The organism is Micromonospora sp. AMSO12t (assembly GCF_008806585.1).
GTDB classification, from domain to species: domain Bacteria; phylum Actinomycetota; class Actinomycetes; order Mycobacteriales; family Micromonosporaceae; genus Micromonospora; species Micromonospora reichwaldensis.
Map to the genome: position 1 here is coordinate 40,094 of NZ_WAAS01000010.1, position 15,729 is coordinate 55,822.

The window sequence follows — 15,729 nt, forward strand, 5'->3', positions numbered from 1 at the left end:
GCCCGGCGGGCCGGAGGTGACCGGAACGGCGACGCACGCCGCCCCGGTCGCCGACGAGGCCGGGCTCTTCGCGCCCCGGCTGCGCGCGATGACGGTGGGCAGCGTCGCGCTGATCTCGCTGCTCGCCTTCGAGGCGCTGGCGGTGGGCACCGCCATGCCGACCGTCGCCCGCAACCTCGACGGGCTGGCCCTATACGGGATCGCCTTCGGGGGGCCGTTCGCCGCCGGCGTGCTCGCCATGGTCGCCTCCGGCATCTGGTGCGACTCGCGGGGCCCCCGGGCGCCGATGTGGCACGGGCTCGGCTGGTTCGTGCTGGGGCTGGTGCTCGCCGGTGGCGCCACCACCATGGGCGTCCTGGTCGCCGGCCGGATCGTGCAGGGCCTCGGCTCCGGCCTGCTCTCGGTGGCGCTCTACGTGATCGTCGGGCAGGCGTACCCGGAGGCACTGCACCGGCGGATCTTCGCGGCGTTCGCCGCCGCGTGGGTCGTACCGTCGCTGGTCGGGCCGGCGCTGGCCGGACTGATCGTGGAACACCTCGGCTGGCGCTGGGTCTTCCTGGCGGTGCCGGTGGTGGCGGTGCCGGCGGTGTTGCTGATCCACCCCGGCCTGCGGGCGATCGGCGTGCCTCCGGTGACCCGGTTGCCGTCGGGCGCGGCGGCCCGGATCGGCTGGGCCTGCGGGGCGGGGGTGAGCGCCGCACTGTTGCACATCGGGGGGCAGCAGCGCGGCGCTGCCGCCGTCGGGCTGGTGGCCATGGCGCTGATCGGGCTGCTGGTCTGCGCGCCCCGGCTGCTGCCGGCCGGGTTTCTGCGCGCCGGCCGGGGCCTGCCCACGGTGATCGGGCTGCGCGGTCTCGCCTCGGCCGTGTTCGTGGGCGCGGAGGTGGTGATCCCGCTGATGCTCTCGCGGGAGCGCGGGCTGTCGGCGACCGCCGCCGGCCTGGTCCTGACCACGGGCGCGCTCGCCTGGTCGGCGGGTTCCTGGTTGCAGGGGCGGTTGCCGCCGCCGCGCTCCCGGGCCACCCTGCCGAGGGCGGGGCTGACCTGCATCGCCGCCGGTACGGCCGTGGTCACGCTCGCTGTCGCGCCGGCGGTGCCGGTCTGGGTCGGCGTGCTGGGCTGGGCCGGCGCGGGTCTCGGCATGGGGCTGCTCTATCCGTCGTTGTCGGTGCTCACGCTGGAGCTGTCCGCCCCAGGCGAGCAGGGCCGCAACAGCTCCTCGCTGCAACTGGGCGACTCGCTCTTCGCGGCGACCGTGCTGGCGCTCACCGGCGCGGTGCTCGCGGCCGGGGCGGCCCCGGGACCGGCCAGCTACGCCGGCACGCTCGCGGTGGCCTCGGGGCTGGCCCTGCTGGGTGTCGTGCTCGCCGGCCGGGTGGTGCCCGGCGCGTCCGGGATCCGCGCCGGCTGACTGCCCGCCGGGTGCCCGACTCCGGCACGGCCGGCGGCGATGTGCCGATCCGATCCGGTGGCGGCCGTCGGCCCGGGAGGATGGGCGGGCGATGAACTTCCTGACCATCCTGCCGGTGGCCGTGGTGCTGACAGCGGCCGACCTGCTCCGGTGAGCCGGCCTGTCGCGGTGAGCCGTCGCACAGCCGGTCACACGCGTGGGCCGGGCGCCGTCACCACCACTGTCGCGTGGCGGGCGCGCGACGGCCGGAGAGGGAGGGAACCATGCGGGTGCTGGTTACCGGGGCGGGCGGTCGGCTCGGGCGGGTGGTGCTGCCCGGGCTGCGTGCCGAGGGTTGGGACGTGCGGGCGACGAGCCGGCGGGCGCGTACCGGCTCGTGGGTGGTCGCCGACCTGGCCACCGGGGAGGGGGTGGTCGAGGCGGTGACCGGCGTGGACGCCGTACTGCACCTGGCTTCGGCACCGAACCGGGGGCGGCAGACCCACCGGGTCGACGTGCTCGGCACCCGCCGGCTGGTCGTCGCCGCCGGGCAGGCGGGCGTACGGCACCTGGTCTACGTCTCGATCGTCGGGGTGGACCGGGTGCCGATCCCCTACTACCGGCACAAGCTCGCCGCCGAGCAGGTCGTGGCGGCCGGCACGGTGCCGTGGACGGTGCTGCGGGCGACCCAGTTCCCGGAGTTCCTCGACGGGCTGCTGCGCGGGGCGAGCCGCCTCGGCCCGGTGATCGGCGATCCGGCCGTACTCGCCCAGCCGGTGGATCCCGGCGAGGTCGCGGACCGCCTCGTCCGGCGGCTGACCGCCGGCCCGCTGCACGGCATCGAGGAGTACGGCGGCCCGGAGGTGCTCCGCTTCGACGACGCGGCCCGCGCGTGGACGGCCGCCCGGCGGTCCCGCCGTCCGCTGCTCCCGGTCCGGATACCCGGTGGGATCGGCCGTGCCCTGCGCTCGGGCGGCCTGGTCACCGAGGCGACCCCGAAGGGCGTCCGGACCTGGGCCGACCACCTCGCCGACACGTACGGGGGAACGGGCGCAAGATGAACGGCCTGCGCGTTCACGTCCGGCCTACCGTGACGCCATGTTCGCCATGGTCGCCACCGTCATCCTGTACGTCGCCGGTTTCGTCTTCCTCTACGGCGTGATCCGGCTCGCCATCCGCCACGCCCTGGAGGAGATGGAGGTGCGCCGGGTCCAGGCCGAACGGGCGGAGGAACTGGCCTCCGTCCGGGACCGCGCGCTGCTCCGCGAGAACGGCTTCCTCACCGGAAACTGACCGGCCCAGTCCTGGCCGGCCCGGGGTTTCCGTCCGACCGGCCCGTCCCGACCGGCCCGTCCCGGCGGTCCGGGAGGGCGGTCCGGGACGGGCCGGTGCTCCGGGTGGCTAGAAGTCGGCGGCCACGGCCAGGTTGAACTTGTCGACGGCGGCCTTCTTCTCCTCCGGGAGCGACTCGACGTCGATCCGGTCGGTCTCGCCTCTTCCGTCGTGGGTGTCGACACCCTTGAGGAGGTGGTCGACGATGGAGTTCGCCTCGTCGGTCGTGAAGCCTGCGTCGGTCAGGATGTGCAGCGGAAGTTCACTCATGCCGATCGCCGGTACCCGGCATCGCCCGCTTCCACACGCCGTCGGGACCCGTCTCCGGATCGATAGGGGTGACCCCTGTCGACGACGGTTCCGCCCGCTGGTCAGGTGGTGGAACGCCGGGCCCGGGCGGGTGCGAGGATCGCAGGCGTGATGGGGACGCTGAAGACCGAACCTGCCCGCAGTCGGCTCGACCTGCTCGCTCCGCCGGTCGCCGCCGCCGTCGGGCAGTGGCCCGCCGAGGCGCCGGTGGACGTGGACGACGTGCTGGTGGCGCCGATCGACGCCGAGCTGGCCGACACGGCCGCCTTCTGCGCCGCGTACGAGGTGGGGCTGGACGAGTCGGCCAACTGCGTGGTGGTGGCCGGCAAGCGTGAGGGGGTCGTGCGCTACGCGGCCTGCGTCGTGCTCGCCACCACCCGCGTCGACGTCAACGGGGTGGCCCGCCGCGCGCTCGACGTGCGGAAGGCGAGCTTCGCGCCGATGGCCGAGGCGGTGGAGCTGACCGGCATGGAGTACGGCGGCATCACCCCGATCGGCCTGCCGGAGCAGTGGCCGATCCTGGTCGACGCGCGGGTGATCGCCGCCCCGCACGTGATCATCGGGTCGGGCGTACGGCACAGCAAGATCGCGCTGCCCGGGCCGGCGCTCGGCGCGCTGCCCGGCGCGCGCGTGGTGGAGGGGCTGGCCAGGCCGGCCTGACCGGTGACGGACGTCGATGTCGTTGCACGTGAAACATCACCCATGTCGATGTCCGTCGTCGAGGTCGACCCCACCGCCGCCGTGGACGGCTCAGTCGGCTTCGGCCTCGCGGCGGTCCACCTCGGCCAGGGCGGCGAGCAGCGTCTCCGGCTCCTGGGCGCCGGTGACCGCGTACCGGCCGGCCAGCACGAAGGTGGGCACGCTGGTCACCCCGATCTGCCGGGCGGTGGCCAGCTCGTCGGAGAGTTCCGCCACCCGCTCGTCGGAGTCGAGGAAGCGGCGCGCCTCGGCCGCGTCCAGGCCCACCTCGGCGGCGAGCGCGGCGAGCGCGTCGCGGGAGCCGACGTCGACGCCGTCGGTGAAGTGGGCGCGGTAGAGCGCGTCGACCGTCTCCGCGGCGCGTCCCCGGTCGGTGGCCCAGGCGACCAGGCGGTGCGCGTCGAAGGTGTTCGCCGCGACCGCGCGGTCGAAGTCGAGCTTCAGGCCGACCTGGGCCCCCACCTCCGTCACCTGGCCGAACATCTGCCGGACGCGGTCCGGCCCGCCGAACTTCGCGGCCATCGCGTCGACAAGTGGACGCGGCTCCGGCACCGGCGACGGGTCGAGCTGGAACGGCCGGTAGCGGACGGTCACCTCGCCGTCGTACGACTCCAGGGCCTGCTCCAGCCGACGCTTGCCGATGTAGCACCAGGGGCACACGACGTCGGCGTAGATCTCGATCTCCATGTCGGGTGACAACCCTCCGTCTAGCTGGTCTGTTCCCGGACCTGCCGCTTGAGCCGGGCCAGGATGGCCGTGCCGCCGCGCACCCGCAGCGGGCTGATGGCCTGGGCCAGGCCCATCCGCTGGTAGAGGTCGTCGGGCACGGCGAGCACCTCGTCCGCGGTCGCCCCGGCCAGCCCTTCGGCGAGGATGCCGGCGAACGCGCGCGTGGTGGGCGCCTCCGGCGGGCAGTCGAACAGCGTCTCCACCGTCTTCTCCGGGGTGACCCGGGCGCGCAGGAAGAACGCCGTCTGGCACTCCGGCACCTGCTCCATGCCCTCCCGGTCGGCGGCGTCGGCGGGCAGCGGCGGGATGACGTCGGCGTACTCCAGCAACATCTCCAGCACCACGTCGCGGGGCGCGGCGGCGAACTCGTCGACGATCTCGGAAAGCCTGGCCGGCATGGATGACATGCCTCCGAGGCTACCGCCGAAGGAAGGGACCCTTCCTATGCCGCAGGCGTTGGTAAGGGACCCTTCCTCGCACCTCAGACGGTCGGTGCCTGCTCGCTGATGTCGCTCAGCGCCGAGTGGGGGTCGAGCTGCATCGCGAGGTCACCGAGGGAGACGATGCCGACCAGCTTGCGCTCGCTGTCGCAGACCAGCACCCGCCGGATGCCCCGCTCCCGCATCAGGGCCGCCGCCTCCGCCGCGGTCGAGTGCTGCTCGATCATCACCACCTCGCGGGTGATGATCGAGCCGATCGTGGTGGTGGCCGGGTCGCTGCGCTCGGCCACCGCCCGGACGACGATGTCCCGGTCGGTGAGCATGCCGGCGAGGGTGGCGCCGTCGGTGACCACCACGTCGCCGATGTCCGCCTCCTTCATCACCCTGGCCGCCTCGTCCAGGGTGGTCTCGGCCGGCAGGTAGATGACCTGCTTCGTCATCACGTCGCTGACCCGGTAACCGGTCATGAGAGCCTCCAGAACGCATTCAGTCGATCGGACTGCGGTACCCCGTGACACGTTCGCTACACCACGTTCCCGCGCTCCCGGTGTACCTGGTCGACCAGCCGGTCCGCCACCCCGTCGACCGGCAGTTCGACGCGCTCGCCGGACGCCCGGTCACGCAGCTCGACGTACCCCTCGGCGAGACGGCGGCCGACCACGACGGCGCGGGGGATGCCGATCAGCTCGGCGTCGGTGAACTTCACCCCGGCGGAGACGTGCGTCCGGTCGTCGACGAGCACCCGCAGGCCGGCGGCGGCGAGCCGCCCGCCGAGCTCCAGCGCCGCGTCCAGCTGCGGCCCCTTCCCGGCAGCCACCAGGTGTACGTCGCACGGCGCGACCGCCGTCGGCCAGACGAGTCCCCGCTCGTCGTGGTGCTGTTCGGCGATCGCCGCGACCGCGCGGGACACCCCGATCCCGTAGCAGCCCATGGTCGGCCGGACGGGCTTGCCGGCGGGACCGAGCACGTCGACGGCGAAGGCGTCGGTGTAGCGGCGACCGAGCTGGAAGATGTGCCCGATCTCGATGCCCCGCCGCATGGTCAGCTCGCCGGTGCCGCACGCCGGGCAGGGGTCGCCGGGGCGCACCTCGGCGGCCTCGACCGTGCCGTCCGGCTCGAAGTCCCGGCCGCAGACCACGCCCGTCGCGTGCCGGCCCGGCTCGTTCGCGCCGGTCAGCCACGCGCTGCCCGGCACGACCCGGGGATCGGCCAGGTAGCGGATGCCCAGCTTCGCCATCACCTGCGGGCCGATGTAGCCACGGACCAGCTCGGGTCGGGCGTCCCAGCCGTCGAAGACGTCCACGGTGGCCGGGGCGACCGCCGCGCCGAGCCGCTTCAGGTCGACCTCGCGGTCGCCGGGCAGCCCCACCACCAGCAGCTCGGCCTCCTGCACGCCGGGACGGCGCAGGGCGAGCACCACGTTCTTCAGGGTGTCGGCGGCGGTCCAGTCGTCCCGACCGCCCAGACGGCGGGCGTTGGCCAGCTCGACCAGGCTGGCGATGGTCGGGGTCTCGGGGGTGTCGTGCACCTCGGCCGGCGGCTGGGCGTCCGGGTCGCCGGCCGGCGGGGCGGGCGTGGTCACCGCCTCCGTGTTGGCGGCGTAGTCGCAGGCGGTGCAGCCGACGAAGGTGTCCTCGCCGACGGGCGTCGCCGCCAGGAACTCCTCCGACGCCGAACCGCCCATCGCCCCGGAGGTGGCGCGCACGATCGTGTGTTCCAGCCCGAGCCGGTCGAAGATCCGTCGGTACGCGCCGCGGTGCCGCTCGTACGCCGCCGCGAGGCCCGCCTCGTCGAGGTCGAACGAGTAGGCGTCCTTCATCAGGAACTCGCGCCCGCGCAGCAGCCCGGCGCGCGGCCGGGCCTCGTCCCGGAACTTCGTCTGAATCTGGAAGAGCGTCACCGGGAAGTCCCGGTACGAGGTGAACAGGTCCTTGACCAGCAGCGCGGCCAGTTCCTCGTGGGTGGGCGCCAGCAGGTGCTCCGCGCCGCGCCGGTCGGCGAGGGTGAAGATGTCGTCGCCGTACTCCGTCCACCGGCCACTGGTCCGGTAGGGCTCGGCCGGCAGCAGCGCCGGGAAGTGCACCTCCTGGTCGCCGATCGCCGTCATCTCCTGCCGGACCACATCGGTGACCCGGTCCAGCACCAGCTTGCCCAGCGGCAGCCAGGTGTAGCCGCCCGGTGCGGCGCGACGGATGTAGCCGGCGCGCAGCAGGAGCCGGTGGCTCGGCACCTCCGCGTCCGCCGGGTCCTCGCGCAGGGTCCGGAGCAGCAGGGTCGACATGCGTAGCAGCATTGGCGCAGCGTACGGGGGCCGGTGGCGGGACGACGATCCATTTCGGGTACGGCGTCAGCCCGGTTCCTGCTCGCCGTCCGCCGGCGCGGCGGGCAGCGGTCGTCGGCGACCTGACCCGGTCGACGCGGCCCGCGCACCCCCCCCCGACTGTTCCAGCGGGACGGACAGGGCACCGGCGGCCGGGCGGAACGCCGCGTTCCGCCCGGCCGGCTCAGCGGGCGCCGTGACCGGCGAGCGTGACCTGATCCAGCAGGCCGGCGAGCCGTTTGGCCACCGGCGGGGCGTGCAGGTGCAGCCGGGCCACGTTGATGCTGTCCTCGCCGACGACAGCGAGCAGCGCCTGCGAGCTGACCGCGTAGACGCTCAGGTAGCCGCCGGCGTTGCGGACGGTGGACTGCTGGAAGTCGCCCTGTCCCAGCCGCAGCCCGACCTGCCGGCCCAGCCCGTACGTGGTGGCGGCGAGCGCCGCCAGGTCGTTCGGGTCGACGTCGGTCTGCAGGTTGTGGGTGATGAGCAGGCCGTCCACGCCGCCGAGGACGCAGCCGTGCACCCCGGGGATCTGGAGGCGCAGCTCCGACAGCTCGTGCCCGATCGCCGGGTACGGCAGCGACGTGTTCCCGGCGAGCGACGGGGGCAACGACCGGGGTGGCGGAAGGGTGCCCGTGCGTGCGGTGCGGCGGGGAAGTGGGGTCTCGGTGTCGTCGATCCCGCTCACAGCTCCAGGCTCTCCTCGATGCTGCGCAGCTGGTGACGCGCCATCGCCAGGTTGGCGCGGCTCTTGCTCACCATCAGGTAGAGGAAGAGTCCCTTGCCGGTGCGGCTGGTCACCGGGCGGATCAGGTGGTACTGGGTGCCGAGCGTGATGAGGATGTCCTCGATCTCGTCGTTCAGGTTGAGCATCTCGATGGTGCGCAGCTTGGCGCGGACGACATCGGTGTTGCCGGCGGCGGCGACGGTCAGGTCGATCTCCCCGGTTCCGCCCGCCACGCCGAGGGTCATCCCACTGTTGTAGTCGACGAGTGCGGCGCCGATCGCGCCGTCGATGCTCATCGCGGTCTTCAGTGCCAGGTCGAGGTTCGACACGCTGCATTCTCCCAGGACGTGCGGGCGGCGTCGCCGTCTGCAGTGCAGAGGGTGACACGGCGGTGACAAGTGTTACAACCTCGTTAAAAAGGCTTGGACGAGGCTCGCACACCGGAGGCCGCAGCGCACCTGCTGGCAACGCCATCCACCTGACCGGACCGTGCCGGTCGGCCGGCAGTCCCCGCAAATAGGACGCTCCGACGGATGGCCGACAGCGCCATCGAACTTTTCAGCTCGGGCGGGGCACGGCCGGTGCATCCTGCCACGATCCCGCCGTCCACGATGACCTCCGCCACGTTTGTTCCTCGGTCCCCCCGCCACCGGCCCTCCTGGTGAAGACTGTCCCGCGTCGGGAAGGACCCTTGCCCCACCGGAAGCGATGACGAGGCGCCCTTCCCTGCCGCATGTCGGAGGGATGATCAGGTGCGCTGGCGCAGTTACGTGGCGGTCGGGGACAGCTTCACCGAGGGCATGGACGACGCGTACCCGGACGGCAGCTACCGGGGCTGGGCGGACCTGGTGGCCACCCGGCTGGCCGCCGGGGCCGGCCCCGACTTCCGGTACGCGAACCTGGCCATCCGGGGCAGGCTCTTCCCCGGCGTGGTGGCCGAGCAGGTGCCCGCCGCGCTTGCCATGAAGCCCGACCTGATCAGCTTCGCGGCCGGCGGCAACGACGTGCTCCGCCGCACCTTCGACCCGGATGCCCTGGTCACCCGCTTCGACGACGTGGTGCGCAGGCTGCGCTCCGGCGGCGCCGACGTGGTCCTCTTCCGGTTCGCCGACGTGATGGCCCGGCTGCCCGGCCAGCGCCTCGTCGCGCCCCGGGTGCAACTGCTCAACCGGGCCGTCGGCGAGACCGCCGAGCGGCACGGCGCCATTCTGGTCGACCTGTACGCCGACGACGCGTACCTCAACCCGATGCTCTGGAGCACCGACCGGCTGCACCTGTCGGAGGCCGGGCACCGACGGGTGGCCGCGCAGGTGCTCAACGCGCTGGGCGTCGGCTGCGACGAGGAGTGGCTGATGGTGCCGCCCCACCCGGCGCCGACGCCCTGGCTGGCCGCCCGCGCCGCCGACCTGCGCTGGGCCGGGCGGCACCTGGCGCCGTGGATCAAGCGCCGGCTCACCGGCCGCTCCTCCGGCGACACGGTCACCGCCAAGCGCCCGTCGCTCGGCCCGATCACCGACTGACTCGTGCTCACCCTGCACATCGCGCCGCTGCTGCGGACCGCGCCCGACGCCCCGCCCACCCCGGGGGCCGCCGTCGCGGTCCGGGCCGACCGGATCGTCGCGGTCGGACCGCTGGCCGAGCTGACCGAGGCGTACGCCGGGGCCCGGATCCGCCGCTGGCCCGGCACGCTCGGGCCGGGGCTGGTGCACGACGGGCCGCTGCCGGCCGCCGACACTCCCCGCGAGCGGGTGCACGTGCTGCTGCGCCTCGGGGTGACCGCCGTGCTGGCCGGCCACCTGACCGATCCGGCGCTGCGGGCCGCCGTGGAGCGCAGCGACCTGCTGGTGCTGCCCGCCACCGCACCGCCGACGCTGGCTCCCGGTGGGCGCGCGGACCTGGCGGTCCTCGCCGCCGACGGCGCCTGCCTGGTGACCGTGGTCGCCGGCCGGATCGCCCACCGCCGCGCCTGACCGTCCGGCGACGCCGTTCCCGATGGTCGGTCACTGGCCCGGGATGCGGCGTACCTTGGGGATCATGTCTGTGCCGAGCGATCCCGATCCCCGACTCCAGTCGTACGCGGACCCGCAGCGGTTGGTCACCACCGAATGGTTGGCCGAGCACCTGGGCGACGAAGGGCTCGTCGTCGTCGAGTGCGACGAGGACGTGCTGCTCTACGACACCGGCCACATCCCGGGCGCCGTGAAGGTGGACTGGCACACCGAGCTGAACGACCAGGTGACCCGGGACTACCTGGACGCCGAGCGCTTCGCCGAGTTGTGCGCCGCAAAGGGCATCGGCCGGGGCGACACGGTCGTCTTCTACGGCGACAACTTCAACTGGTGGGCCGCGTACGCCCTGTGGGTGTTCACGCTCTTCGGCCACCCGGACGTGCGGCTGCTCGACGGCGGCCGGCAGAAGTGGGTCGCCGAGGGCCGCGAGACGACCCGGGACAAGCCGGCCCGGACCCGCGCCGACTATCCGGTGCCGCAGCGCAACGACGCGCCGGTCCGGGCCTACCGCGAGCAGGTGATGGCGCACGTGGCGGCGGGCCGCCCGCTGGTCGACGTCCGGTCGCCGGGCGAGTACACCGGCGAGATGCTGCACATGCCGGACTATCCGCAGGAGGGCGCGCTGCGCGGCGGGCACATCCCGGGCGCGGTCAGCAAGCCGTGGAAGTCCGCCGCCAACGACGACGGCACGTTCAGGTCGGCGGACGAGCTGCGCGCGATCTACGCCGACCAGCTCGGGCTGAGCCCGGACGACGACATCGTGGCCTACTGCCGCATCGGCGAGCGGTCGAGCCACACCTGGTTCGTGCTGCGGCACCTGCTGGGCTACCCGCAGGTGCGCAACTACGACGGCTCGTGGACCGAGTGGGGCAACCTGGTCCGGGCCCCCGTCGTGAAGGGCGACCAGCCCGGCGGCCTGGCGGGCTGACGCGTCGGCCGGTCCCCGCGCGCCCGCCACGGTCGCACGGGGATCGGCCGTGCCGTGGTACGGGACAGGTCAGCCGGCGGAGAGCGACACTGCCCCGAACAGGTTCCGCGTCACGCCCGTGATCTCGCGGGTCTCCGGCCGCCAGCGCAACAGTCCGCCCGGGTTGTGGCGCAGCAGCACCGCGCCGTCGGAGTCCCAGCCGAGCACCTCGCAGCAGCCCTTCCAGCGGTCCCGGCCCAGGTCGAGCAGATGGGTCACGATGCCGGTGTCGGCGTTCAGCAGCGCGACGCCCTCCAGCCCGCCCATCGTGCCGGTGGTGATCCAGCCGGCGCGAGTCACCCGGTTTCCGCGCTGCCAGCCCCGCCCGTAGAACTCGTCGACCCGGTGACCGGGCGGTAGCGCGCGGAAGTCGACCCGGCGGATGCTCCGGTACGTCTCGTCGTGGCTCCACCGGATCTCCGTCAGGTTCGGCGGCGTGCCGCCCAGTTCGAGCGGGACGTTGGGCGGGGCCGCCGGGTCGGGCGTGACCGCGTCCCAGGGAGACACGGGCAGCTTCCGGGCGGCGCCCGTGCCACGGTCCAGCTCGTACGTGGTGTCGTCGTCGCCGACGAGCAGCCGGTCGCCGGACCAGAGGACGTGCTCCAGGTAACCCTTGAGCGGGTGGCGGCGTACGGCGGCGGTGGTCAGGTCGACCACGATCACCTCGTCGGTCTGGGCGAAGGCGGCCGTCCGTCCGTCCGGGGAGAGGCTTCCGCTCTTCAGCGGCACCGCCTCGTTGCCCCCGGAGTCGCGGGTCGGGGCGGGGGTGACCACGTCGAGGTCGCGTACGACGCCGTCGTCGCCGAGCACCCGGATCCGGCCGGCGACGCCGGTCCCGGGGTCGATCGGCTGGTGCAGCGCCAGCGCCTTGCGTACCGGGCGGGCCGAGAGCGTCGCGCCGACCGGGTCGCCGAGGCGACCCAGCGGGTGCCCGGGATAGGCCAGGTCGGCCGGGGGCGTCTGCACGGGTACGGGGTGCGGGGTCGGGTTCCGGTCCGGTGTCGCGGTGGTGGCCGATGGTGGCGGCGCGGCGGGGCGCAGGGCCAGTGCCGTACCGCCGGTGAGCAGGGCGACCGCGAGCACGGTGGCGCTGGCGGCACGGCGGGTACGACGTACCAGGCGGGCCCGTTCCCAGCCGGTCGCCGCCGGGTGCGCCGGCCGGACGTCCTCGGCGGCGACGGTGAGCAGCCGGTGCAGTTCCTCTTCCCTCACGGGTTCACCTCCATTCCGGTGACCAGGCCGCCGCCGGGCCGCCCCTCGTCGCGTCCCAGCTCCGGCGCGATCTCCCGGAGCCGGCGCAGCGCCGCGTGGCACTGGCTCTTGACGGTGCCCACGGTGACGCCGAGCGCCTCGGCGGTGGCGGCCTCGGTGAGATCCTCGAAGTAGCGCAGCACCAGCACGGCCCGCTGCCGGGGCGGCAGGTGACCGAGCGCGTCGCGCAGCGCGAGCCGCAGTGCCCCGTCGCCCTCGGTCGTGGCCCGCTCCGGCGGGTACTCGCTCAGCCACTCCCGGCGGCGTCGGCGCCACCAGGAGACGGCGTCGCGGTAGAGGATGGTCCGCACGTACGCGGCCGGGTCACCGTGCCGCACCGAGGGCCAGCGCAGGGCGAGCTTGAGCAGTGCGTCCTGAAGCAGGTCCTCGGCCTGGTGCCGGTTGCCGCAGACCAGGTAGGCCGCGCGCAGCAGCCGGTGCTGGTGGCACTCGACGAAGGTGACGTAGCCGTCCCGCCCGTCGTCGGTCGTCGGCGGTCCCATCCGCCCTCCCCTCCGGCCGGCCGTCGCGTGTCACAAGACAGACGCACCGGGGCCGGAGAAGGTTGGGTGGCCGTTTGCCGGAATCCGGACTGCGGCGGCGCGACCGACGCGGTACCGACGGTCACGCCCCGGATCCCGCGCTGATGGGCGGCGCCCGGTCAGGCGTCGGGCGCACCGCACAGGTAGCGCTGGACGGTCGGCGCGACCCAGGTGACCAGCTCGGCCGGGTCGGCGTCGACCACCGGGGGCAGCCGGAGCACGTACCGGGTCAGCGCCAGGCCGAGCATCTGGCTGGCGACCAGCCCCGCCCGCCGGGGGGCCTGCGCCGGTTCCGGGACGACCCGGGCCACCGCCGTGGTGAGCTGGTCGGCGAAGATGCCCCGCATCCGCTCGGCGGCGGCGTGGTTGGTGGCGGCCGTACGCAGCAGCGCGGCCATCGTCCCGTCGGTCTCCCACCGGTCGACGAAGTGCCGGACCAGCAGCTCGCCGAGCCGCTCGGGTGGCGTGTCGGCCAGCTCGGGCAGCCGCAGGTCGAACTCGGCCGCCGCCGCGAAGAGCCCCTCCTTGCTGCCGTAGTAGCGCATCACCATCGACGGGTCGATCCGCGCGTCCGCCGCGATGGCCCGGATGGTCGCCCGGTCGTAGCCGTCGGCGGCGAAGCGTTCGCGGGCGGCGCGGAGGATCGCCGCCCGGGTGGCGTCGGAGCGGCGGGTACGGGTCGGCGCGGCGTCGGTCATGCCCACGACCGTAAGCCAACGCCTGTTGACACTCCAGTGCCGGGAGAACTACCGTTGCCAACAAGCGTTTGCCAACAGACGTTGGCATTACCTGACGGAGGTCGGCGATGCTGCCCACGAGCACGGACGTCCTGGTGGTGGGTGCCGGCCCGACCGGGCTGACCGCCGCGCTGACCCTCGCCCGGCGCGGGGTCGGCGTGACCGTGGTCGACCGGCTGGACCGGCCGGCGCGGACCTCCCGGGCGGCGGTGGTGCACGCGTACACCCTGGAGACGCTGGACTGGATCGGCGCCGGCGCCCCGCTGGTGGCGCGCGGCCTGCGGTCGCCGGGCTTCACGGTCCGCGACCGCGACCGGGCGCTGCTCACCGTGCCGTTCGACACGCTGCCCTCCCGGCACGCCTACGCGCTGATGGTGTCCCAGTCGGTCACGGAGGAGGTGCTCGCCGGGCAGCTCGCCGCGCTCGGCGTCCCGGTGCTGCGCCCGTACGAGATGACCGGGCTGGCCCCCGACGCGGCCGGCGTTGTCGTCAACTTCGCGGGCGGCGCGACGGTCCGGGCCCGCTACCTGGTCGGCGCCGACGGGATGCACAGCACGGTTCGGGAGCGGGCCGGGATCGGCTTCTCCGGCCCGGCCGGCGGCGAGGAGTCGTTCGTCCTCGCCGACGTCCGACTGGAGAGCGCGCTGCCCCGCGACCGGGTGTCCCTCTTCCTGGCCCGCTCCGGCCCGCTGGTCTGGGCGCCGCTGCCCGACGGGGTGGTCCGGCTGGTCGCGGCCGTGGCGGAGGCTCCGGCCGCGCCCGACCAGGCCCACCTCCAGGCGCTGCTCGACGAGCGCGGGCCGGCCCGCCGCCCCGACCGGGTGACGGAGGTGCTCTGGGGCTCCCGGTTCCGGATCCACCACCGGATCGCCGACACCTTCCGCAACGGGCCGGTGCTGCTCGCTGGCGACGCCGGGCACGTGCACAGCCCCGCGGGCGGGCAGGGAATGAACCTCGGCATCGTGGACGCGGTCGACCTCGGTGACACGCTCGCCGACGTGCTGGCCGGCGCGCCCGACGGGCTGCTCGCCGCGTACGCGGCCCGGCGCCGCCCGATGGCCGGGGAGGTGGTGTCCCTCGCCGCCCGGCTGACCCGGCTCGCCACCCTGCCACCGGCCGCCCGGCCGGCCCGGAACCTGCTGTTCCGCCTGCTCGGCGCCGTGCCGCCGGCCCGGCACCGGATCGCGATGCGCCTCTCCGGCCTGCACCACCGCGACGGGACGCGCGGCTGACCTGCCCGGCGGATCGCGCGGCCGGGCCGCCCGGTGGATCAGGCGCGACGGGGGCGCGCGGCTAGGCTGCCCCGGTGGGTCAGGTCTGGCGTGACTGGGGTGGCGTGCTGCTCGCCGTGGCCGCCGGGCTGCCCCTGCTGGCCCTCCTCACCGCCGTGCTGGCGCGCCACCGGCGCGACGCCGCGACGGTCGGGGAGTCGTGGCGGCGCAGCGTCGCCGAGGTGGGCGCGGTGGCCGGCACCCTGCCGTGGGTGTGGATGATCCTCACCCCCCGGCCCGCGCCCCGGCAGGTCGACCCGGTGCCGCTGCGCGACCTGGCCGACCTGCTGACCGGGCCGCCGGTGACCGCCGTGGTCCAGGTCGTCGGCAACCTGCTGGTCTTCGCCGCGCTGGGCTTCTTCGCCCCGGTACGCCTGGCCGCGCTCGCCGGCGTCGGCCGGCTGTTCCTGCTCGGGGCGGCCGGTTCCGTGCTGGTCGAGTCCCTCCAGTACGCGCTCGACCTCGGCCGGGTCTCCTCGGCCGACGACGTGCTGCTCAACGCGACGGGCGCCGCCCTGGCCGGGCTGCTGTCGCGACGCTGGTGGGCCCGGCGGCCGGTGCCGGCGCGGCCGGTCGCAGCGTCCGCCACGCCGCGAGGGTGACCAGCACGAAGACCCCGGCCACCGCCGCCGCCACCGGTCCGACTCCGTACGCCGCGCCGGCCATGCCCGCGAGGGCCGCCCCGACCGGCGCGGTGAGCAGGCCGACCATCCGCTGGGCGGCGCCCACCCGGCCGAGCAGGGCGGGCGGCACGTGGCGCTGCCCGTACGAGGCCCACAGGCCGTTCCACACCGTGGTGCCGGCCGCGAACACGGCCAGCGCCAGCCCGCCGGGCACCGGGTGCCGGGCCAGCGCCAGCCCGGTCAGCGCGACGGCCTGGCCGGCGAGCACGACGCGCAACGCGGGCACTGTGCCGAGCCGGGCGGCCAACCGACCCGCCCCTAGCCCACCGGCGAGCCCGCCGAGGACCGCCCCCGCGGCGAACAGCCCGTACCCGGCCGGCTCG

Annotated in this window: 19 protein-coding genes and 1 pseudogene; 9 read left to right on the plus strand and 11 right to left on the minus strand. The window is 74.6% G+C overall.

Annotated elements, in window-relative coordinates; all coding sequences use genetic code 11:
• The first annotated feature begins 88 nt into the window (after positions 1 to 88).
• The 3 genes from F6X68_RS02865 to F6X68_RS02875 all read left to right on the plus strand — a co-directional run bounded on the left by F6X68_RS02865 (position 89) and on the right by F6X68_RS02875 (position 2,683).
• Positions 89 to 1,411: an MFS transporter gene (locus tag F6X68_RS02865; protein ID WP_151452790.1), complete on the plus strand. Its 1,323-nt coding sequence runs from the start codon at positions 89 to 91 to the stop codon at positions 1,409 to 1,411.
• 263 nt (positions 1,412 to 1,674) lie between these two features.
• The gene (locus tag F6X68_RS02870; protein ID WP_151452773.1) at positions 1,675 to 2,451 is read left to right on the plus strand and encodes an SDR family oxidoreductase; all 777 of its coding nucleotides are present in this window, start codon (positions 1,675 to 1,677) and stop codon (positions 2,449 to 2,451) included.
• Between the two features lie 37 nt (positions 2,452 to 2,488).
• Positions 2,489 to 2,683 (plus strand): hypothetical protein, encoded by a 195-nt coding sequence (locus tag F6X68_RS02875; RefSeq protein WP_132235413.1) that lies wholly within the window; start codon positions 2,489 to 2,491, stop codon positions 2,681 to 2,683.
• Positions 2,684 to 2,791: 108 nt separating this feature from the next.
• Here F6X68_RS02875 and F6X68_RS02880 read toward each other — a convergent pair whose 3' ends face one another.
• Positions 2,792 to 2,992, minus strand: a complete 201-nt coding sequence (locus tag F6X68_RS02880) for a hypothetical protein (RefSeq protein ID WP_151452774.1) — start codon at positions 2,990 to 2,992, stop codon at positions 2,792 to 2,794.
• A gap of 150 nt (positions 2,993 to 3,142) precedes the next feature.
• Here F6X68_RS02880 and F6X68_RS02885 point away from each other — a divergent pair, with 150 nt between their 5' ends.
• Entirely contained in the window at positions 3,143 to 3,691 is a 549-nt protein-coding gene (locus tag F6X68_RS02885; protein WP_151452791.1) for a YbaK/EbsC family protein, read from the plus strand.
• A 90-nt stretch (positions 3,692 to 3,781) separates the two neighbouring features.
• Here the strand turns inward: F6X68_RS02885 and F6X68_RS02890 are convergent, their stop codons facing one another.
• From F6X68_RS02890 to F6X68_RS02915, 6 genes are all read right to left on the minus strand, one after another.
• Positions 3,782 to 4,417 (minus strand): DsbA family protein, encoded by a 636-nt coding sequence (locus F6X68_RS02890; protein ID WP_151452775.1) that lies wholly within the window; start codon positions 4,415 to 4,417, stop codon positions 3,782 to 3,784.
• 20 nt (positions 4,418 to 4,437) lie between these two features.
• A complete protein-coding gene (locus F6X68_RS02895; RefSeq protein ID WP_151452776.1) occupies positions 4,438 to 4,866 on the minus strand; it encodes a SufE family protein in 429 nt (142 codons plus the stop codon).
• A gap of 74 nt (positions 4,867 to 4,940) precedes the next feature.
• Positions 4,941 to 5,366, minus strand: a complete 426-nt coding sequence (locus F6X68_RS02900; protein WP_132235410.1) for a CBS domain-containing protein — start codon at positions 5,364 to 5,366, stop codon at positions 4,941 to 4,943.
• A gap of 56 nt (positions 5,367 to 5,422) precedes the next feature.
• Complete coding sequence (locus F6X68_RS02905) at positions 5,423 to 7,192, minus strand: proline--tRNA ligase (RefSeq protein ID WP_151452777.1); 1,770 nt, start codon at positions 7,190 to 7,192, stop codon at positions 5,423 to 5,425.
• 211 nt (positions 7,193 to 7,403) lie between these two features.
• Positions 7,404 to 7,907 (minus strand): roadblock/LC7 domain-containing protein, encoded by a 504-nt coding sequence (locus tag F6X68_RS02910; protein WP_151452778.1) that lies wholly within the window; start codon positions 7,905 to 7,907, stop codon positions 7,404 to 7,406.
• Complete coding sequence (locus F6X68_RS02915) at positions 7,904 to 8,275, minus strand: hypothetical protein (protein ID WP_151452779.1); 372 nt, start codon at positions 8,273 to 8,275, stop codon at positions 7,904 to 7,906. The genes F6X68_RS02910 and F6X68_RS02915 overlap by 4 nt, the downstream gene beginning before the upstream one ends.
• A 423-nt stretch (positions 8,276 to 8,698) precedes the next feature.
• On the opposite strand from F6X68_RS02915, the gene F6X68_RS02920 reads away from it, so the two are divergent.
• From F6X68_RS02920 to F6X68_RS02930, 3 genes are all read left to right on the plus strand, one after another.
• Positions 8,699 to 9,466 (plus strand): SGNH/GDSL hydrolase family protein, encoded by a 768-nt coding sequence (locus tag F6X68_RS02920; RefSeq protein WP_151452780.1) that lies wholly within the window; start codon positions 8,699 to 8,701, stop codon positions 9,464 to 9,466.
• 3 nt (positions 9,467 to 9,469) lie between these two features.
• Positions 9,470 to 9,916 (plus strand): hypothetical protein, encoded by a 447-nt coding sequence (locus F6X68_RS02925; RefSeq protein ID WP_151452781.1) that lies wholly within the window; start codon positions 9,470 to 9,472, stop codon positions 9,914 to 9,916.
• A 64-nt stretch (positions 9,917 to 9,980) separates the two neighbouring features.
• The gene (locus F6X68_RS02930; RefSeq protein WP_151452782.1) at positions 9,981 to 10,883 is read left to right on the plus strand and encodes a sulfurtransferase; all 903 of its coding nucleotides are present in this window, start codon (positions 9,981 to 9,983) and stop codon (positions 10,881 to 10,883) included.
• A gap of 69 nt (positions 10,884 to 10,952) precedes the next feature.
• On the opposite strand, the gene F6X68_RS02935 is transcribed toward F6X68_RS02930, so the two are convergent.
• The 3 genes from F6X68_RS02935 to F6X68_RS02945 all read right to left on the minus strand — a co-directional run bounded on the left by F6X68_RS02935 (position 10,953) and on the right by F6X68_RS02945 (position 13,413).
• On the minus strand, positions 10,953 to 12,134 hold the full coding sequence (locus tag F6X68_RS02935; RefSeq protein ID WP_151452783.1) for a hypothetical protein: 1,182 nt from the start codon (positions 12,132 to 12,134) through the stop codon (positions 10,953 to 10,955).
• Positions 12,131 to 12,676 (minus strand): SigE family RNA polymerase sigma factor, encoded by a 546-nt coding sequence (locus F6X68_RS02940; protein ID WP_151452784.1) that lies wholly within the window; start codon positions 12,674 to 12,676, stop codon positions 12,131 to 12,133. The genes F6X68_RS02935 and F6X68_RS02940 overlap by 4 nt, the downstream gene beginning before the upstream one ends.
• Positions 12,677 to 12,834: 158 nt before the next feature.
• Complete coding sequence (locus tag F6X68_RS02945; RefSeq protein WP_192581255.1) at positions 12,835 to 13,413, minus strand: TetR family transcriptional regulator; 579 nt, start codon at positions 13,411 to 13,413, stop codon at positions 12,835 to 12,837.
• A 107-nt stretch (positions 13,414 to 13,520) separates the two neighbouring features.
• Between F6X68_RS02945 and F6X68_RS02950 the strand changes: the two genes are divergently transcribed.
• Both F6X68_RS02950 and F6X68_RS02955 read left to right on the plus strand, forming a co-directional pair.
• Positions 13,521 to 14,684: an FAD-dependent oxidoreductase gene (locus F6X68_RS02950; protein ID WP_151452786.1), complete on the plus strand. Its 1,164-nt coding sequence runs from the start codon at positions 13,521 to 13,523 to the stop codon at positions 14,682 to 14,684.
• A gap of 74 nt (positions 14,685 to 14,758) precedes the next feature.
• Positions 14,759 to 15,325 carry a VanZ family protein gene (locus F6X68_RS02955; protein WP_151452787.1) on the plus strand — a complete coding sequence of 189 codons (567 nt, stop codon included), beginning with the start codon at positions 14,759 to 14,761 and terminating at the stop codon, positions 15,323 to 15,325.
• Here F6X68_RS02955 and F6X68_RS02960 read toward each other — a convergent pair.
• A pseudogene (locus tag F6X68_RS02960) lies at positions 15,219 to 15,729 on the minus strand (MFS transporter); the annotation flags it as partial. The gene F6X68_RS02955 and the pseudogene F6X68_RS02960 sit on opposite strands and share 107 nt — an antisense overlap.